Origin of the sequence: Burkholderia arboris, from assembly GCF_038723655.1 — a bacterium.
In the GTDB taxonomy this organism is placed as follows: domain Bacteria; phylum Pseudomonadota; class Gammaproteobacteria; order Burkholderiales; family Burkholderiaceae; genus Burkholderia; species Burkholderia arboris.
On the sequence record NZ_CP109821.1, the window covers coordinates 210,986 to 227,700 of the forward strand.

The 16,715-nt window shown below is 66.3% G+C and carries 18 protein-coding genes; 11 read left to right on the plus strand and 7 right to left on the minus strand.

Annotated features, from left to right (window positions below):
- Positions 1-22: 22 nt before the first annotated feature.
- On the minus strand, positions 23-1,531 hold the full coding sequence (gene fliD, locus OHZ10_RS00970; RefSeq protein ID WP_059232712.1) for a flagellar filament capping protein FliD: 1,509 nt from the start codon (positions 1,529-1,531) through the stop codon (positions 23-25).
- 132 nt (positions 1,532-1,663) lie between these two features.
- Positions 1,664-2,821 carry a flagellin gene (locus tag OHZ10_RS00975; protein WP_059232711.1) on the minus strand — a complete coding sequence of 386 codons (1,158 nt, stop codon included), beginning with the start codon at positions 2,819-2,821 and terminating at the stop codon, positions 1,664-1,666.
- Between OHZ10_RS00975 and OHZ10_RS00980 the strand changes: the two genes are divergently transcribed.
- Positions 2,820-3,014: a hypothetical protein gene (locus OHZ10_RS00980; protein WP_155627096.1), complete on the plus strand. Its 195-nt coding sequence runs from the start codon at positions 2,820-2,822 to the stop codon at positions 3,012-3,014. The genes OHZ10_RS00975 and OHZ10_RS00980 overlap by 2 nt on opposite strands.
- A gap of 328 nt (positions 3,015-3,342) precedes the next feature.
- Positions 3,343-3,555, plus strand: a complete 213-nt coding sequence (rpsU, locus tag OHZ10_RS00985; RefSeq protein ID WP_006401410.1) for a 30S ribosomal protein S21 — start codon at positions 3,343-3,345, stop codon at positions 3,553-3,555.
- Between the two features lie 160 nt (positions 3,556-3,715).
- Here the strand turns inward: rpsU and OHZ10_RS00990 are convergent, their stop codons facing one another.
- Positions 3,716-5,839, minus strand: coding sequence for a TonB-dependent receptor (locus tag OHZ10_RS00990; RefSeq protein ID WP_342703384.1), 2,124 nt, complete (start codon positions 5,837-5,839; stop codon positions 3,716-3,718).
- Between the two features lie 230 nt (positions 5,840-6,069).
- Here OHZ10_RS00990 and OHZ10_RS00995 point away from each other — a divergent pair, with 230 nt between their 5' ends.
- Positions 6,070-7,305 (plus strand): PepSY-associated TM helix domain-containing protein, encoded by a 1,236-nt coding sequence (locus OHZ10_RS00995; protein WP_342703385.1) that lies wholly within the window; start codon positions 6,070-6,072, stop codon positions 7,303-7,305.
- A 65-nt stretch (positions 7,306-7,370) separates the two neighbouring features.
- Here OHZ10_RS00995 and OHZ10_RS01000 read toward each other — a convergent pair whose 3' ends face one another.
- Positions 7,371-7,973 carry a DNA-3-methyladenine glycosylase I gene (locus tag OHZ10_RS01000; protein WP_059232708.1) on the minus strand — a complete coding sequence of 201 codons (603 nt, stop codon included), beginning with the start codon at positions 7,971-7,973 and terminating at the stop codon, positions 7,371-7,373.
- A gap of 142 nt (positions 7,974-8,115) precedes the next feature.
- On the opposite strand from OHZ10_RS01000, the gene OHZ10_RS01005 reads away from it, so the two are divergent.
- Positions 8,116-8,997, plus strand: a complete 882-nt coding sequence (locus OHZ10_RS01005) for a BadF/BadG/BcrA/BcrD ATPase family protein (RefSeq protein WP_059232707.1) — start codon at positions 8,116-8,118, stop codon at positions 8,995-8,997.
- A 136-nt stretch (positions 8,998-9,133) separates the two neighbouring features.
- A complete protein-coding gene (locus OHZ10_RS01010; RefSeq protein WP_342703386.1) occupies positions 9,134-9,958 on the plus strand; it encodes a Cof-type HAD-IIB family hydrolase in 825 nt (274 codons plus the stop codon).
- 132 nt (positions 9,959-10,090) lie between these two features.
- On the opposite strand, the gene aqpZ is transcribed toward OHZ10_RS01010, so the two are convergent.
- On the minus strand, positions 10,091-10,834 hold the full coding sequence (aqpZ, locus tag OHZ10_RS01015) for an aquaporin Z (RefSeq protein ID WP_006477345.1): 744 nt from the start codon (positions 10,832-10,834) through the stop codon (positions 10,091-10,093).
- 300 nt (positions 10,835-11,134) lie between these two features.
- Here aqpZ and OHZ10_RS01020 point away from each other — a divergent pair, with 300 nt between their 5' ends.
- The gene (locus tag OHZ10_RS01020; protein WP_059232705.1) at positions 11,135-11,431 is read left to right on the plus strand and encodes an H-NS histone family protein; all 297 of its coding nucleotides are present in this window, start codon (positions 11,135-11,137) and stop codon (positions 11,429-11,431) included.
- 103 nt (positions 11,432-11,534) lie between these two features.
- Here the strand turns inward: OHZ10_RS01020 and OHZ10_RS01025 are convergent, their stop codons facing one another.
- Positions 11,535-12,599, minus strand: coding sequence for a glycosyltransferase family 4 protein (locus OHZ10_RS01025; RefSeq protein ID WP_340623714.1), 1,065 nt, complete (start codon positions 12,597-12,599; stop codon positions 11,535-11,537).
- 228 nt (positions 12,600-12,827) lie between these two features.
- Positions 12,828-13,265, minus strand: coding sequence for a hypothetical protein (locus OHZ10_RS01030; RefSeq protein WP_226196786.1), 438 nt, complete (start codon positions 13,263-13,265; stop codon positions 12,828-12,830).
- Between OHZ10_RS01030 and flhD the strand changes: the two genes are divergently transcribed.
- The 5 genes from flhD (at position 13,264) to OHZ10_RS01055 (ending at position 16,700) form a co-directional block, all read left to right on the plus strand.
- Entirely contained in the window at positions 13,264-13,584 is a 321-nt protein-coding gene (gene flhD, locus OHZ10_RS01035) for a flagellar transcriptional regulator FlhD (RefSeq protein WP_011350590.1), read from the plus strand. The genes OHZ10_RS01030 and flhD overlap by 2 nt on opposite strands.
- Before the next feature lie 93 nt (positions 13,585-13,677).
- On the plus strand, positions 13,678-14,232 hold the full coding sequence (flhC, locus tag OHZ10_RS01040) for a flagellar transcriptional regulator FlhC (RefSeq protein ID WP_034209584.1): 555 nt from the start codon (positions 13,678-13,680) through the stop codon (positions 14,230-14,232).
- A gap of 167 nt (positions 14,233-14,399) precedes the next feature.
- Positions 14,400-15,260, plus strand: a complete 861-nt coding sequence (gene motA, locus OHZ10_RS01045) for a flagellar motor stator protein MotA (RefSeq protein ID WP_006482649.1) — start codon at positions 14,400-14,402, stop codon at positions 15,258-15,260.
- A 13-nt stretch (positions 15,261-15,273) separates the two neighbouring features.
- Complete coding sequence (motB, locus tag OHZ10_RS01050) at positions 15,274-16,293, plus strand: flagellar motor protein MotB (RefSeq protein ID WP_059232703.1); 1,020 nt, start codon at positions 15,274-15,276, stop codon at positions 16,291-16,293.
- A 29-nt stretch (positions 16,294-16,322) separates the two neighbouring features.
- Positions 16,323-16,700 (plus strand): response regulator, encoded by a 378-nt coding sequence (locus OHZ10_RS01055; protein ID WP_034188085.1) that lies wholly within the window; start codon positions 16,323-16,325, stop codon positions 16,698-16,700.
- Positions 16,701-16,715 lie beyond the last annotated feature (15 nt).

Sequence of the window (16,715 nt, forward strand, 5' to 3'; positions counted from 1 at the left end):
GACTCTCCTGTCCGGCTAGCGGTCAGCTCTTGTTGTTCGACATTGCGCCGGCGCTGTTCGCGCCGCCGAACAACTGCGTCAGGTACTGCGAGTTGCTGTTCATCGTCGCCATCAGCGTGTTGAGCGCGGTGAACTGCGCCTGGTACTGGGTGGTCAGCTGTGCGACATAGTTCGACAGGTTCGACTGCTGCTGCGAGACGTTCTTCAGGTCGTTGCTGAGCGCCGTCGTGCGCGCGGCGATCAGCCCGTTCGTCTTCGTGTAGTTCGTGATGTTCGTCGTCAGCTGCTCGCCGATCCCGTTCGTCGAGTTGAACAGCGATGCGACGCCCGTCGGGTTGTTCTGCAGCGCGCCGTTGAGCGCCGTGTTGTCGACCTGCAGCGTGCCGTCGGCCTGCAGCGTGACGCCGATCGACGCGAGGTTGACCGTCGAGCCGTTGCCGTTCACGCCGCTTGCGACGATCGACGCGAGCGCGTTCTTGATCGTGTTCAGCGTGGAGTCGCCGAGCAGCGGGCCTTGCGACGACGCGCCGGACGTGAAGCTCGACAGCGAGCCCATCGTCGTGACGAGCGTGTTGTAGAGCGTCGCGAAGTTGTTGATCGCGGCGGCCTGGGTTTTCGTGTCGGTGGCGACCGTCAACGTTTGCGGCTGCGTTCCGCTGACGGCGGCGCTGGTCAGGTTCAGCGTGACGCCGGTGATCGCGCTCGTCACGGTGTTGCTCGCGCTCGTGCCGGCGATGCCGTTGATCGTGAACGCGGCGTCCTGCGCGGCGGTGCTTTGCTTCCATGCGGCGCTGCCGTTCGCGGACGTGAACGTCGACTGCCCGCCCGTCGTGCTGGGCGTCGACGTGACGCCGAGGCTGGACAGGCCGTTGTCGCCGGCGACGTTGCTGAGCGCGACGCTGATCGTGTTCGCCGCGCCGGTCGGCGTCGAGCTGAGCACGAGGTGCGCGCCGTCGCTGCCGTTGACGACCGACGCGACGATGCCCGGGTTGCCGGCCGTGTTGTTGATCGCGGCGGCGATGCCGGACAGCGTGTTGTTGGTACCGTTCACGTCGACCGTGAACGACTTGCTGCCGAGCGACAGCGTCATCGTGCCGGTGCCGAGCGCCGTCGACGAACCGAACGCGGCCGACGACAGCGACTGCGACGTCGCGATCTGCGTGACGCCGACCGAATAGCTGCCGGCCACCGCGCCGGCGCCCGCGGTCGCGGTGAGGCCGGTGCCGCTCGCGGTCGCGGTGAAGGTGTTCTGCAGCGAGCCGTTCGACAGCGTCGTGATGCTGGCCTGCAGTGCGCTCAGCGCGGCCGAAAGGGCGCCGAACGCGGAAATCTGGGTGTTGTCGCTGCTTTGCTGCGCGCTGAGCGCGGCAGCCTGACCGGCGGTCTTCGCATTGACGAGTGCCGTCACGAGCGAGTTGACGTCCATCGACGAGTTGCCGGTCGAACCGCTGATGATCGATTGGGCAGCCTGCTGCAGCTGGCTGTTGGCCGAGGCGGTGGCGGAATTGACGGCGGAATTGATCGTCGACATCGTGTTGCTCCGTGCGGCGGATGATCCGTGAGATTCTGGATGAAGACCTGGCTGCGGGGCAAGGCCCCGCGCGCCAAGTGCCTGCGGCCGGGCCGCGCGTTACGCGGAGCCCGGCCGTGGGTTGCTACGCGATTACTGCAGGAGCTTCAGGACCTGCTGCGGCAGCGAGTTCGCCTGTGCGAGCACCGAGATGCCTGCTTGCTGCAGCACCTGGTTCTTCGACATGTTCGCGGTTTCCTGCGCGAAGTTCGCGTCGGTGATCTGCGACTGTGCCGACGACAGGTCGGTCGATTCCGCTTGCTGCGCCGTGGCGATTGCCGTGAAACGGTTTTGCGCCGCGCCGAGTGCTGCCTGCAGGTTGTTCACCGTCTGCAGCGCGTTGTCGATCGACACCATCGCGACGTTCGCACCGCTGACCGTGCTGATGTCGAGGGTCGACACGGTGGACGGCTTGTTGACGGCGTTGATCTGCGCAACGGCGTTCGAGATCGCGGTGAGCGATGCTGCCGACATGCTGGAGCTGGTCGCGCCCGCGCTGATCGAGATCTGCGTGACGGCCTGGCCGTTGGACGCGGTACCTGCCGACGTCGTGAAGACTGCCGATGCTGCGGTGCTCGACAGCGTCGAACCGTTCTGGTCGGTGAACGTGAAGCCGCCCTTGCCGTCCGACGTCACGTTGATGGCCGTGATCGTTGCGCCCGACGACGTGTATGCGCCGCTTGCGTTGAGGCTCAGGCCCGTGATCGTGCCGACCGTCTGGCCCGTCTGAACGACGCCGCCGCCGATCTGGGCTGCCGACATGCTTTGGCTCAGGTCCAGCGAGATCGTCTGGCCGACGTTTGCGCCGACCTGGAACGACACGATGCCTGCGTTGCCGTTCAGGATGTTCGTGCCGTTGTACGTCGTTTGCGACGAGATACGGTTCACTTCCTGGATCTGCTGCGCAACTTCCTGTTGCAGTGCGGCCTGGTCGGTCGTGGACATCGTGCCCGTCGACGCCTGGACGGCCAGCTGGCGGATACGTTGCAGGCTGTTCGTCAGCGACGACAGTGCGCTCGATGCCGTTTGGATCATCGACACGCCGTCGTTCGCGTTCGACACGCCCTGGTTCAGACCGTTGATCTGCGTCTGCATCCGGGTCGAGATCGCGAGGCCTGCTGCGTCGTCTGCTGCGCTGTTGATGCGCTTGCCCGACGACAGGCGCGTGATGGCCTGCGACAGGGCGTTTTGCGAGCCGCTGAGGTTCTGCTGTGCAACCAGCGAGTTGATGTTGCTGTTAATTCCGAGCATGGAAATTCTCCTGTTTAAGCCGAAAGCCCTGGAAAGCCGTTTTGGCGTCGGCGGAAGCACTCGTTCATTGCTGGCCGCCTCAGAGCAGGATTTCGGCGCACCAAAACAAAACTTGAGGGGCGCGTTGAGATTCGGCCCGATTTTTTATCCATATTTGTCATTTCAAACGGGCGCGACGCGATGCCGGCATTAACGGGGGCAGAGACCGGCCCGGGCACGCAGTCGTAACGCTGTGCACACGCGACCGACAAAGGGGTGGTTTTGTCTGTGATTCCCTGCTATGATGGCGGGCTGAATTGAGATTTCTGTCAAGCCTCTGCCGTTTTCGGCATGTCTGCTGGCAGTCAAACGCGGCGCTGCACGCGGCTTGTGAAGCGTACTCGCGGTGCTTTCCGCCTCTCATTTCCGGCCTCCGAGGCCGTATTTCCGCTCGTTTCGCCTGTTGTTGGGGGACGCTCGGATGGCCGGTGCGTGGCGCTTGGCCGCTACGTTTTTGACCGTTTAAGCAATTTAGGAACGACATGACGACGATTCTTCTGAAAGAAAACGAGCCGTTCGAAGTGGCGATTCGCCGCTTTCGCCGTGCTATCGAAAAAAATGGCCTGATCGCTGAACTGCGTGAGCGCCAGTCTTACGAAAAGCCGACCGCAGTCCGCAAGCGCAAGAAGGCAGCAGCCGTCAAGCGCCTGCACAAGCGCCTGCGCAGCCAGATGCTGCCGAAGAAGCTCCACTAAGAGCGTCTGACGGTTCGCCGCGAAACGGCGGAGTGTGCCTCGCAAGAGGCCACTCCGCCGTTTTGCTTGTGGGGTCCAGGAAAATCCCGAGGCCGCCGCGGTGCGGCTTTGGCGGGCGTTCCGACTGATCGCCGGCGGCCGCCAACCGCCGGCGCGGCGCTCAGAAGTCGATTTTCGCGCTCAGGCTCACCGTGCGCGGGTCGCCCGGTTTGACGTAGTCCGCGTACTGGTATTCCCAGTAGCGGCGGTTCAGCACGTTGTCGATCGACGCGCGCAGCGTCACGTCGTGGCGGCCGACCCGCGTCAGGTAGCGCGCGCCTGCGTTGACGACCAGAAAACCCGGCGCATCGAGGCCGCCGGCCGCGCGCAGCGGCGTCGCGCCGGTGAATTTCGCGTCGACGCCGAGCGTCAGCCCCGGCACGCCCGGCACCGCATAACCGAGGTCGCCGGCCAGCACGAAGCGCGGCGCGCCTGCAACACGGTTGCCGTTGTTGCCGATCCCGTTCGCGTACCACGCGTCGAGCAGCATCGCGTCGACCCCCGCGTTCCAGTGCGCGCCGAATTTCGCGCGCGCACCGACCTCGATGCCCTGGATGATCGATTCGCCGTCCTGCACGTAGACGTTCGCGGCGTTCGCATATTCGGCGCTGCGCTCGATGCGGAACAGCGCGGCCGTCGCGCTCCCGCGCGCGTGCTCGCTCTTGATCCCGAGCTCGTATTGCTTGCTGCGCAACGGCTTGAGCACCTGGCCCGCGTTCGCGTAGACGTCGTTCACGCGGCTGCCCGGCTCGAGCGATTCGGCGTAGCTTGCGTAGGCCGTGGTCGTCGGCGCGAGCTTGAACATCACGGCGAAGGTCGGCGTCACCACGCCGTTCTGGCGATAGCCGGGGTCCTCGGCGCCGCTCGCCTGGAACGAGCGCTGCTCGTAATTCATGTAACGCACGCCGGCGAGCACCGACCAGCGCCCGGTGAGCTGCACGGTGTCGCTCGCGAACAGCGATTTCTGCACGATCTCGCTCGTGCGGTACTGGATGAAGCCGTGCGGGCTTTCATAGCGGTACGGATTCGGCGCGTAGAGGTTGCCGGCGCCGAGCGGCACGAACACGCTGTTCGCCGAGTAGTCGTTCGCCTGCTTCTGCCACGATGCGCCGAGCACGATCTGGTGGCTGAACGGGCCCGTGCGCACCTTGCCCTCGACCATCGCGCGCCATTGGCTGAAGCGGTGATCCTCCATGCCGACGTAGCGGCTGTCGGTGTAGTTCCCGGCTGCGTCCTGCAGGTACAGCGTGCTTTCGTTGCGGCGGCGCGTCGCCTTGCTGTAGCTGTACGCGACGTCGAGCTGCCAGTCGGGCGCGAGCTGGTATTGCAACCCGGCCGTATAGAGCTGCAGGTTCGTGTTCAGGTACTGGTCCTTGCCGCCGAGGTTCGTCGACCCGCCGCTGATCGTCGCGGGCAGCGCGCCGCCCGGATAGCTGCCGGTAAAGATCGACGGCGTCTGGCCGGTCGTGCGGCGGTCCTGGTACAGCGCGCCGAACGATACCGACAGGTCGCGCGTCAGGTTCGCCTGCAGCGCGAGCGATACGCTGTCGCGGCGGATGTTGCCGTCGTTGTACGTCTTGCCTTCCTCGTGCGTCGCGTTCAGCCGCGCGCCGAACATGTTGTTCGGCCCGAAGCGCTGGCCGAGATCGACGTGTTCGGTCCACACGTTGGTGCTGCGGTAGCCGACGTCGACGCTGCGCACGGGCTCGGCGCCCGGCTGCTTCGTCACGTAGTTCACGACGCCGCCCGGCGTCACGAAGCCGTACAGGAAGCCGCCGAGCCCCTTCAGCAGCTCGACGCGCTCGAGCTGCTCGTACGGCATCGTGATCCCGTACGTGACGAACGGCAGCCCGTCGATCTTGAAGCCGTTCTGCCAGTCGAGCTGCATGCCGCGCACGGTCATGTAGCTTGCCCATGCGCCGTACGCGCCGCTGTTGTCGGACACCGCTGCGTCGTTCGCGAACACGTCGCCGAGCTTGTATGGCTGGCGCGCCTCGAGCTCTTCCTGCGTGACGATCGTCGTCGAGAACGGCGTGTCGAGCTGGCGGCGCGTGCCGAGTGCGCCGGTCGAGATCGTGTCGGTCAGGTGTTGCGGCGAATCGTGCGCGGCCGTGATGTTGAGGGCCGGCAGCACCGCGGCGTCGCCGGGTGAATCGTCCGCGTGCGCGAGCGAGGCGGCAAGGCAGGCGAGGGCGGCGGCCACACGGCGTGGACGGACGGGAGGACGGGCGAGGCTGGCGATCATGACGGGTGAGCAAAAATGCAAGTAAGAATCATTCGCATTGAGTTAAAATGTTGCGCATCGTATCAAAACCCGCCGACCGCGCAACATTTCCACGCCGCGCACAAGGGCATCCGGCCTCGCCTGGGCGCGGCCGGACGGCGCTTGCGCGGCGTTTGACATCACATGACCTGTCTTCCGTCGAACCGGGGCCGCCGCATCTGCCGGCCCGCCTTCCTGTCGCTGCGCACGCGATGAATGCGTTCCTGCGACCGTTTTTCGTCCGCCTGCATCGCTGGTTCGGGCTCGCCATCGCGCTGTTCCTGTTCGTCGCGGGGCTCACCGGCGCGCTGATTGCGTGGGACCACGAGCTCGACGCGGCGCTGAATCCGGATTTCTACGCCGCGCGCAGCGGCGCCGCGCCGCTTGCACCGCTCGAACTCGCGGCGCGCATCGAGGCCGCCGATCCGCGTGTGCAGGTGACTTATCTGCCGCTCGCGGTCGAACCGGGCCACACGCTGCAGGCGAGCGTGATGCCGCGTACCGATCCGGCGACCGGCCAGCCGTACGCGCTCGGCTTCAGCCAGATCGCCGTCGATCCCGCGACCGGCGTGGTGCAGGGCCGCCGCGAATGGGGCGCGCTGTCGCTCGCGCGGCTCGACCTGATGCCGTTCATCTACCGGCTGCACTACTCGCTGTTCCTGCCCGAGTACCGCGGGATCGACTTCGGGTTCTGGGCGATGGGTGTCGTCGGCATCGTGTGGGCGGCCGACTGCCTGATCGCGCTGGTGCTCGCGTTTCCGAACCTGAAAAGCTGGCGCAAGTCGTTCGCGTTCCGCGTGCGGCGCGGCGGATATCCGCTCGTGTTCGACCTGCACCGCTCGGGCGGCGTGTGGGTGTGGGGGCTGCTGCTGGTCGTTGCGGTCACATCGATCTCGATGAACCTCGCCGTTCCGGTCGTGCGCCCGCTGGTCTCGCAGGTTTCGCCGCTCGCCGAGACGCCGTATACGAATCCCGAACATTTCCCGCCGGCCCCGCCGGGCAGCCAGGTGCTGTCGCGCGAGCGGATCGTCGAGATCGCGCGCTCGGCCGGGCGCGACGCGGGGATCACCGCGCCGCCCGGCGCGCTGCTGTTCGCCCCGGCGATGAACGCCTATGCGGTCGGGTTCTTCACGCCCGGCAACGACCACGGCGACGTCGGGCTCGGTAACGCGTGGCTGTACTGGAGTGCGGTGACCGGCAAGCCCGTCGCGGCCCTGGTGCCGGGCCGCGGTTCGGCCGGCGACCTGTTCATGCAGGCGCAGTTTCCGCTGCACTCGGGGCGGATTGCCGGTGTGGCGGGACGGATCGCGGTGAGCGTGCTCGGCGTCGTGATCGCGATGCTGAGCGTGACCGGGATCTGCATCTGGGTGAAGAAGCGCAGCGCGCGCGCGCGGGCCGCGCGAAGCGCGCGGCCGGTCGTACCGGCGTCATCGCGCGCCGCGCGGTAAGCGGGCGGCGCCCCACTGCCGCGAGGCAGCCGTGCCGGATGGGCCCCCGGCTTGCGCCGGCGCCCTCAGCCCGCGTTGCGCTTCCGTGCCGGCTGCTTGCCGCCGAGCGCCGCGCATGGCGCGTGGCACGGGCAGTCGACCTCGTGGTCGTTGACCATGCCGGTCGCCTGCATCAGCGCATAGCAGATCGTCGAACCCACGAACTTGCAGCCGTATGCCTTCAGCGCCTTGCTGAGCGCGTCGGACTGCTCGGTCGACGCGGGCGCGTCGCGGTATGACTGCCACGCATTCTGGACCGGCGTGTTGCCGACGAACGACCACAGGAACGCGGCGAGCGACCCGTGCTCCTCGCGGATGCGCTGCACGGCGCGAGCGTTGGTCACCGCCGATTCGACCTTCGCGCGGTTGCGCACGATGCCCGGATTCTCCAGCAGCTTCTCGATGCGCTTCGGCGTGAAGCGCGCGACGGCGTCGACGTCGAAATCCGCGAACGCTTCGCGATAGCCCGAACGCTTGTTCAGGATCGTCGACCACGACAGCCCGGCCTGTGCACCCTCCAGGATCAGCATTTCGAACAGGTGGCGATCGTCGTGCGACGGCACGCCCCACTCGGTATCGTGATAGTGAGCGTCCGCTTCCGTCTTCACCCAGTTGCACCGCTGCGACATCGTCTACCTCGTTTTCAGTGTCGATTCGATCGCGCCAGCATAGCGGAAGCCCTTTTCGCGGGATAGCAGGCCGAACGGCAGATGGGCGCGCGGCGCCGATCCGGTTAAGCTTGGCGCCTGTTCGAATCAGCAGGATGAAGGCATGGCGGCATTACTTTTTGCGATCGGCATCGACGGCGGCGGCACGGGTACGCGCGCGGTGCTGGCCGACCGGCACGGGCGCGAGCTCGCTCAGGGGCGCGGCGGCCCGTCGGGTCTCGGCCTCGGCATCGAGCGCGCATGGGCGTCGATCGGCGCCGCGTGCGCGGATGCGTTCACGCAGGCCGGCTTCGCGTTCAACTGGCCGCAGTGCGCGCTCGGCTGCGGGCTCGCGGGCGTCAACAACGCGGCGTGGCTGGCCGCGTTCCGCGCGCAGGCGCCGCTCGGCGCGCTCGCGATCGAGAGCGACGCATATACGACCGTCGTCGGTGCGCACGGCGGCGCGCCGGGGCTCATCGTCGCGCTCGGCACCGGCAGCATCGCGGCGGCGCTCGACGCGGCCGGCGCGTGCCGGATCGCGGGCGGCTTCGGCTTTCCGTCCGGCGACGAGGCGAGCGGCGCGTGGCTCGGCGTGCGCGCGCTCGCGTACGCGCAACAGGCGCTCGACGGCCGCGTGCCGCGCGACGCGTTTGCCGATGCGCTGCTCGCGGAAACGGGCGCGCAGGATCGCGACGCGCTCGTCCAGTGGTCGTGCGATGCGAACCAGACAATCTACGCGCGCCTCGCGCCGATCGTATTCGCGCATCGCACGCATCCGGTCGCCGGCGCGCTGATCGCGCAGGCCGGCGACGAGATCGGCAAGATGATCGATGCGCTCGATCCGCAGCAGGCGCTCCCGGTCGCGCTGTGCGGCGGGCTGGCCGACGCGCTCGCACCGGTCGTGCCGGCGCGTCACGCCGCCCGGCTGCGCGCGCCGCTCGACGATTCGGCGCATGGCGCGCTGCGGCTCGCGCTGCAGGCGCTGCGGGCGGCGGAAGGCGGCTGAAGCCGGGATGGGGCGGGGTGGCGGCGCGTCGCAGCAGCCTCGAAGGCGGCACCTGGCGGGGAACCGTCCGGCGCGCCGCCGGGCACGACGTTAAAATGGCGATTCCGCAGAGCCCTGAGCGCCATTCTCCCGTCCCATGTACAAAGTTATCGCCACCGATCTCGACGGTACGCTGCTGAACAGCGACCACCAGCTCGACCCGTACACGATCGACACCGTCCGCCGGCTCGACCGCGACGGCCTGCAGTTCGTGATCGCGACGGGGCGCCATTATGCGGACGTCGCCGGCATTCGCGACGTGCTCGGCATCCGGCCGTACCTGATCACGTCGAACGGCGCGCGCGTGCACGCGCCGGACGACACGACGATCCACGCGCAGGACATCGATCCCGCGATCGTGCGCGGCCTCGTGCAGCCGGACGTCAGCGGCGCGCACGGCCGCGTGATCGTCAACCTGTTCACCAACGACGGCTGGCTGATCGACCGCGATGCGCCGCACCTGCTCGATTTCCACCAGGATTCGGGCTTCCGGTACGACGTGATCGACATGGCCGCGCATGACGGCGCCGATATCGCGAAGGTGCTGTATATCGGCGAGCCGGCCGATCTGGCCGTGGTCGCCGAGCAGATGCGCGTGCGTTTCGGCGATGCGCTGTACGTCACGTACTCGCTGCCCGACTGTCTCGAAGTGATGACCGCGAACGTGTCGAAAGGCCGCGCGCTGCGTACGGTGCTCGCGCGGCTCGGCGTCGATACCGGCCACTGCATCGCGTTCGGCGACAACATGAACGACATCGACCTGCTCGAAACCGCCGGTCACGCGTTCATGATGAACAACGCGAACCCCGACCTGGTCGCGCGGCTGCCGCACATCCCGCGGATCGGCAACAACTTCGATGCGGGCGTTGCCCGCCACCTGCGCACGCTGTTCTCGCTCGAGGGCAACGTCGCCGCTTCCTGAGCGCCCGGCCCCGCGCGCGTTTCCCGAGCGGAAATGAAAAACGGGCGCCAGGGGCGCCCGTCGAAATTGCCTGCCTCGATGTTCTTGGACAGCGTGAGGCTCGCTGCTCTGCTCGCTTGACCCCGTAGTGTTTTATTCGCTTGTGCGAGCCGATGCCGGCAGCAGGTCGACGGCGTCGTCACGCCCGGCGACCAGCGGGTAAATGATCCCGGCGAGTACCGCGCCGATCAGCGGCGCCACCCAGAACAGCCAGAGCTGGCCGATCGCGTCGCCGCCGACGAACAGCGCCGGGCCGGTCGAGCGCGCCGGGTTCACCGACGTGTTGGTGACCGGGATCGAGATCAGGTGAATCAGCGTCAGGCACAGGCCGATCGCGATCGGCGCAAAGCCGGCCGGCACACCGCGCTTGTCGGTCGCGCCGAGGATCACGAACAGGAAGAAGCCCGTCATCACGACTTCGCAGATGAACGATGCGGTCAGCGAGTAGTGGCCGGGCGAGCGATCGCCGAAGCCGTTCGTCGCAAAGCCGCTGCCGACGACGTCGAAGCCCGGCTTGCCGGTCGCGATCAGGTACAGCACGAACGCGCCGAGCGTCGCGCCAACGACCTGCGCGACGATGTACGGCGCGAGATCGCGTGCCGGGAAGCGGCCGGCGACCGTCAGACCGACGCTCACCGCCGGATTCAGGTGGCAACCCGAGATGTGGCCGATTGCGAATGCCATCGTCAGCACGGTCAGGCCGAAGGCAAGTGCGACGCCGGCAAAGCCGATGCCGAGGCCCGGAAAGGCGGCGGCCAGCACGGCGCTTCCGCACCCGCCGAGCACCAGCCAGAACGTGCCGAATACCTCTGCAGCGAGACGCTGAGAAAGATTCATGTAAGGACCTCGTCCAAGTGGGTTGAAGACCGCCGGACGACACTGCGGATTTATTCCATCGCCCGGAATTGGTCTGGATTATAGGAAATGAATCGGGTCCGGGAGGGTCAACGATTGTTAAATTTGAATGGCTGACGAATGCCTTTTATTAGAATAAGTCCGCATTCTCGATATAGACGATTCGGTTAAAGATGACAGCATTTATTTCGAAGGGCAGGGCGGCAGTGCGGATGGCGTAACGGATGTTGGTGTCCCGGCCGGATTCGCCGGGGCCGCATCATCGAAAAGGGGAGTCGAAAAATGTCTCAATACGCGAAACTCAAGGCGCAGATCGCCGATCTGCAGGCCCAGGCGGACGACGTACGCCGCCAGGAAGTGGCGGCGGTGATTGCCGACGTCCAGCGAATGATTGCCGAATACGGCCTGACGGCCCAGGACCTGGGGTTCGCGGAGCGGGCACGGCGCGGGCGCCCCCCGAAGAAGGCGCCGCTGCCGCCGAAGTACCGCGATCCGAAGTCGGGTGCAACCTGGAGCGGGCGCGGCAAGCCGCCGAATTGGATCGTCGGGAAAAACCGCGAGCGTTTCGCGATCGAATGACTGAAAGCCAGATAGAAAGAGCCGCATCGACGATGCGGCTCTTTTGTTTTGCGCGCCGATTTCGGCGCGGATTTTACCGAATATTTCGGCGCGGATTTCCGTATCAGGCGCCCGCGACCCGGCGCAATACCGGTTGCTTGGTCGCCGTGCAAAGCGATTCGTAAGTTTCCACATAACGCTGCGCCATTGCCTTCGAGCTGAAACGCGTGTCGAAACGCTGGCGGATCGCGGTGCGCGACAGCGTGTCGATCCGGTGCAGCGCACCGACCGCGCCCTGCACGTCCTCGACGATGAAGCCGGTCACGCCGTCCTCGATCACTTCCGGCACCGAGCCGCGATTGAACGCGACGACCGGCGTGCCGCAGGCCATCGCCTCGATCATCACCAGGCCGAACGGCTCCGGCCAGTCGATCGGGAACAGCAGCGCCTTCGCGCCGGACAGGAACGCAGGTTTCTGCGCCTCGTTGATCTCGCCGATGAACTCGACGTGCGCCTCGCCGAGCAGCGGTTCGATCACTTCCTTGAAATAGTCGGCGTCGGCCTTGTCGACCTTCGCGGCGATCTTCAGCGGCAGCCCGCTTTGCGCGGCGATCCGGATCGCGGTGTCGACCCGCTTTTCGGGGCAGATCCGGCCGAGGAACGCGAGGTATTCGGGCTTCACGCCCGGCTGCGGCTTGAGCAGCGTGTCGGGCAGCCCGTGATACACGGTGCCGGCCCACGCGGCCTGCGGCAGCGGCTTGCGCTGGTTGTTCGAGATCGACACGACCGGCGCGTCCGGGAACGCGTCGAACACCGGCTGCAGCTCCGGCAGGTCGAGGCGGCCGTGCAGCGTCGTCACGTACGGCGTATCGAGGCGCGACATCAGCGGGAACGGCAGGTAGTCGAGGTGGAAGTGCAGCACGTCGAATTCGTGCGCGACCCGGGCGACCTGCTCGAGGAGCCGCATGTGGGGCGCCATCGAATCGCGGATCGACGGGTCGAGCCGCAGTGCGCGCGGCCACGCCGCCTCGAGACGGGCCGACGTGACGGAGTCGCCGCTGGCGAACAGCGTCACGTCATGGCCGAGTTCGACGAGCGCCTCGGTGAGGTAGGACACGACACGCTCGGTGCCGCCGTAGAGTTTCGGCGGAACGGCTTCGTAAAGCGGCGCGATCTGGGCAATTCGCATGGGTGTTCTCCGGTTTCGATCCGTGGGCGCCGTGGCGCCGCTGTGGATCCCATCCAACGTTGCGGAACTCGCCGACGCCCGCGTTTGGCGGTACGTGGCCGGGCCCTGGGCGGGGTGCGCGGGGCGCCGGACGGCAAGCTGCGGGGCGGGCCGGCACGGCTCGCGCCGCCGCCCATTGGAGTCCATTATCGATATCGCCCTGAGGGGTTCGAGTGTTTTTTCAAACACTTAAGGCTTGTTACACGATGAAATACGCGAAAACCCCGAGAAAAAGGGCGCGGAATCGTGAAGCGAGATGGCCGCAACTATTGTTGCGCTATCGTGAAAAAGCACTATAATTTTTACCGATCCGATTGTCGGCAGCCTTGCCGGCAAGCCTTCCGCCACCGCGCGGCGGCCATCGGGCGCCTCGCAACCGAAACCGCGTTGCAACCCGTTTTTCCGATTGCTCCTTTCAATTCGCTTTGTCGGAAAAATTCCTACACGGTTTACAGACAAATCCTGCATGGCATACGCCACTTCGCTGATACCGGCATAAATGCCGTTTGGCCAAAATTCGCCCTGTAAGACTATAAACGAGCCGACCGAGCGCCAAGAGCGCTCCGAACGAGCAAACGTTTTCATAACACGAATGGCCAAAGCAAAGCTCTTTAACGGGGGAATCATGAGCGCTACCAGCGAAATGCTCAGTGAGATCAAAGAGGTCAACCTGTCGTACCTCCTCCTCGCGCAACGACTGCTGCGGGAAGACAAGGCGATGGGCATGTTCCGCATGGGCATTTCCCAGGAACTCGCCGACGTGCTCGCCAACCTCACGCTCGCACAGACCGTGAAGCTGGCTGCGTCGAACCAGATGCTGTGCCGTTTCCGCTTCGATGATCACGCGCTGCTGTCGTCGCTCGCCGACAAGGGCCGCAGCGATGTCGTCGCGCACGCCCACTCGGCCATCCTGATGGCCGGGCAGCAGGTCGAAGGCGTCCGCTGATCCATCCCGCCTTGCGTTGTGTCCCGGCGTGCCGCGCCGGCAGGCAGCGTATTGGCCATCCATCCGAACAACGTCAAGCGGACGGTTATCACCATGGCAAGCAAAAGCGTCGTGATCGAGGTGAAGGAAATCACCCTCGCCATCGAACTGATCGAACTGGGCGCCCGGCTGCAGCTGCTGGAAGCGGAGACGAGCCTGTCGCGGGACCGTCTGATCAAGCTGTACAAGGAACTGAAGGGCGTATCGCCGCCGAAGGGGATGCTGCCGTTCTCGACCGACTGGTTCATGACGTGGCAGCCGAACATCCACTCGTCGCTGTTCTACAACATCTACCGGTTCATGCAGGACCACGGCCGTTGCGAGCCGATCCAGTCGATCGTGAAGGCGTACCGGCTCTATCTGGAGCACGTGAACCTGTCCGGCGACGAGGCCGCGCTGAGCCTCACGCGCGCATGGACGCTCGTGCGCTTCTTCGATTCGGGGATGCTGCAGATGACCCCGTGCACGCGCTGCGGCGGCCACTTCGTCGCGCATGCGCATGATCCGCATCAAGGTTTCGTGTGCGGCCTGTGCCAGCCGCCGTCGCGCGCGGGCAAGACCCGCAAGGCTGCCGCCGCACGCGCCGAACTGGCTGCTGCCGCGGCCTGAGCGCCGCCGGGCGGGGCGCTCAGGCGCCCGCGGGCCGCGCGAATCGTCTGCGAATTGCTGGTAAACACCGTCGGGCCGCCGCCGGGCGGCCGCGAAAGTTTTCCTGCCGACTGCCGTAAACCTGTTTAACGGCGGTCTTCCCGCCGGTCTATCGTGAGGGACAGGCAGTGCTGATTATCGTGGGAACTCTCGTGACGCTGTTGTCCGTCTTCGGCGGTTATGCGCTGGCAGGCGGGCATCTGGGCGCCTTGATCCAGCCCGTCGAGATCCTGATGATCGCGGGCGCCGGCGTCGGCGCGTTCATCCTCGGCAACGGCGGCAAGACCATCAAGGCGACGCTGCGCGTGCTGCCGACGCTCTTCAAGGGCTCGAAGTACACGAAGGACGTCTACATGGAGCTGATGGCGCTGCTCTACGTGCTGCTCGCGAAGGCACGCAAGGAAGGCACGCTGACGCTCGAGGCCGACATCGACGATCCGCAAAAGAGCCCGATCTTCACGCAATACCCGAAGATCCTCGCCGATCATCACATCGTCGAATTCCTGACCGACTACCTGCGCCTGATGGTGGGCGGCAACATGAACGCGTTCGAGATCGAGAGCCTGATGGACGAGGAGATCGAGACGCACCACGCGGAAGGCGAAGGCCCGGCGCACGCGCTGATGCGCGTCGGCGACGCGATGCCGGCGTTCGGGATCGTCGCGGCCGTGATGGGCGTCGTGCACACGATGGCCTCGGCCGACAAGCCGCCCGCGGTGCTCGGCGCGATGATCGCGCAGGCGCTGGTCGGCACGTTCCTCGGGATCCTGCTGTCGTACGGGCTGATCGGGCCGCTCGCGAGCCTCGCGGAGCAGCGCGTCGCCGAGTCGACCAAGATGTTCCAGTGCATCAAGGTGACGATCCTCGCGACGCTGAACGGCTATGCGCCGGCGATTGCGGTCGAGTTCGGTCGCAAGGTGCTGTTCTCGACCGAGCGCCCGTCGTTCTCGGAGCTCGAAGAGCACGTGCGCCGCGTGAAGGCGAAGTGACGCGGAGCGCCCGATGAGCAAGAGCAAGGATCGCGCGATCGTCGTCAAGCGGGTGGCCCCGGCGAAGAAGGGCCATCACGGCGGCGCATGGAAGCTCGCGTATGCGGACTTCATGACCGCGATGATGGCGTTCTTCCTGCTGATGTGGCTGCTGAGCTCGGTCACGCCGGTGCAGCTGAAGGGGATCGCCGAATACTTCAACACGCCGCTGAAGGCCGCGCTGCTCGGCAGCGGCGACCGCAATTCGCAGGACTCCAGCATCCTCAACGCCGGCGGTCGCGACCTGTCGAGCGCCGATGCCGGCACGCTGCGCCGCACTGACGGCACGACGCAGCTCGCCGATCGCATCGCGAAGACCGGCGACAACAACACGCGCTCGCAGGCGCAGGGCGCGCAGGACCGGCTCGAGCAGACGCGCCTGCACGACCTGCAGATCAAGCTGATGGCGGCGATCGAGGCCAACCCGACGCTGCGCCAGTTCAAGCAGCAGATCCGCATCGATTCGACGCTGATGGGGCTGCGCATCGAGATCGTCGATACACAGAAGCGGCCGATGTTCGCGATGTCGAGCGACCGCGTCGAGCCGTACATGCGCGACATCCTGCGCGAGATCGGCAAGACGCTGAACGACGTGCCGAACCGGATCATCGTCCAGGGCCATACCGACGCCGTGCCGTACGCGGGCGGCGAGGGCGGCTACAGCAACTGGGAGCTGTCGGCCGACCGCGCGAACGCGTCGCGCCGCGAGCTGATTTCCGGCGGCATGGACGAGGCGAAAGTGCTGCGCGTGCTCGGCCTCGCGTCGACGCAGAACCTGAACAAGGCCGATCCGCTCGATCCGGAAAACCGCCGGATCAGCGTGATCGTGTTGAACCGTAAATCCGAAGAGGCGCTGATGCGCGACGACGCAACGACCACGACGCTGTCGGCCGACGCGGCCGGCTCGAAGCAGCTCGCGCAGCAGCTCGGCAGCGCGGCGCCGGCCGTGCGCCCCGCGCTCGCGGCATCCGCCGTCGCCGTACCGAAACCCTGACATCGACAAGACCAGCTTCCGAGACAGACATGATCCGAACCATTCTCGCCATCGACGACTCCGCGACCATGCGCGCACTGCTGCAGGCGACGCTTGCACAGGCCGGCTATGACGTGACGGTGGCGCCGGACGGCGAAGCCGGCTTCGACATGGCCGCAACCGCGCCGTACGACCTGGTGCTGACCGACCAGAACATGCCGCGCAAGAACGGGCTCGAGGTGATCGCCGCGCTGCGCAAGCTGACCGCGTATGCGGACACGCCGATCCTCGTGCTGACGACCGAGGGCAGCGATGCCTTCAAGGACGCCGCGCGCGACGCGGGCGCGACCGGCTGGATCGAAAAGCCGATCGACCCGGCCGTGCTGGTCGACCTGGTCGCGACGCTGTCCGAGCCGGCCGCCTCCTGACATGAACGCGACGAA

What these genes read in the sequence shown, in the direction of transcription:
- fliD (WP_059232712.1), bottom strand. Translation starts at nt 1,531, where the DNA reads ATGTCGACGATCAATTCCGCCGTCAATTCCGCCACCGCCTCGGCCAAC.
- OHZ10_RS00980 (WP_155627096.1), top strand. Translation starts at nt 2,820, where the DNA reads ATGGAAATTCTCCTGTTTAAGCCGAAAGCCCTGGAAAGCCGTTTTGGC.
- OHZ10_RS00975 (WP_059232711.1), bottom strand. Translation starts at nt 2,821, where the DNA reads ATGCTCGGAATTAACAGCAACATCAACTCGCTGGTTGCACAGCAGAAC.
- rpsU (WP_006401410.1), top strand. Translation starts at nt 3,343, where the DNA reads ATGACGACGATTCTTCTGAAAGAAAACGAGCCGTTCGAAGTGGCGATT.
- OHZ10_RS00990 (WP_342703384.1), bottom strand. Translation starts at nt 5,839, where the DNA reads ATGATCGCCAGCCTCGCCCGTCCTCCCGTCCGTCCACGCCGTGTGGCC.
- OHZ10_RS00995 (WP_342703385.1), top strand. Translation starts at nt 6,070, where the DNA reads ATGAATGCGTTCCTGCGACCGTTTTTCGTCCGCCTGCATCGCTGGTTC.
- OHZ10_RS01000 (WP_059232708.1), bottom strand. Translation starts at nt 7,973, where the DNA reads ATGTCGCAGCGGTGCAACTGGGTGAAGACGGAAGCGGACGCTCACTAT.
- OHZ10_RS01005 (WP_059232707.1), top strand. Translation starts at nt 8,116, where the DNA reads ATGGCGGCATTACTTTTTGCGATCGGCATCGACGGCGGCGGCACGGGT.
- OHZ10_RS01010 (WP_342703386.1), top strand. Translation starts at nt 9,134, where the DNA reads ATGTACAAAGTTATCGCCACCGATCTCGACGGTACGCTGCTGAACAGC.
- aqpZ (WP_006477345.1), bottom strand. Translation starts at nt 10,834, where the DNA reads ATGAATCTTTCTCAGCGTCTCGCTGCAGAGGTATTCGGCACGTTCTGG.
- OHZ10_RS01020 (WP_059232705.1), top strand. Translation starts at nt 11,135, where the DNA reads ATGTCTCAATACGCGAAACTCAAGGCGCAGATCGCCGATCTGCAGGCC.
- OHZ10_RS01025 (WP_340623714.1), bottom strand. Translation starts at nt 12,599, where the DNA reads ATGCGAATTGCCCAGATCGCGCCGCTTTACGAAGCCGTTCCGCCGAAA.
- flhD (WP_011350590.1), top strand. Translation starts at nt 13,264, where the DNA reads ATGAGCGCTACCAGCGAAATGCTCAGTGAGATCAAAGAGGTCAACCTG.
- OHZ10_RS01030 (WP_226196786.1), bottom strand. Translation starts at nt 13,265, where the DNA reads ATGATTCCCCCGTTAAAGAGCTTTGCTTTGGCCATTCGTGTTATGAAA.
- flhC (WP_034209584.1), top strand. Translation starts at nt 13,678, where the DNA reads ATGGCAAGCAAAAGCGTCGTGATCGAGGTGAAGGAAATCACCCTCGCC.
- motB (WP_059232703.1), top strand. Translation starts at nt 15,274, where the DNA reads ATGAGCAAGAGCAAGGATCGCGCGATCGTCGTCAAGCGGGTGGCCCCG.
- OHZ10_RS01055 (WP_034188085.1), top strand. Translation starts at nt 16,323, where the DNA reads ATGATCCGAACCATTCTCGCCATCGACGACTCCGCGACCATGCGCGCA.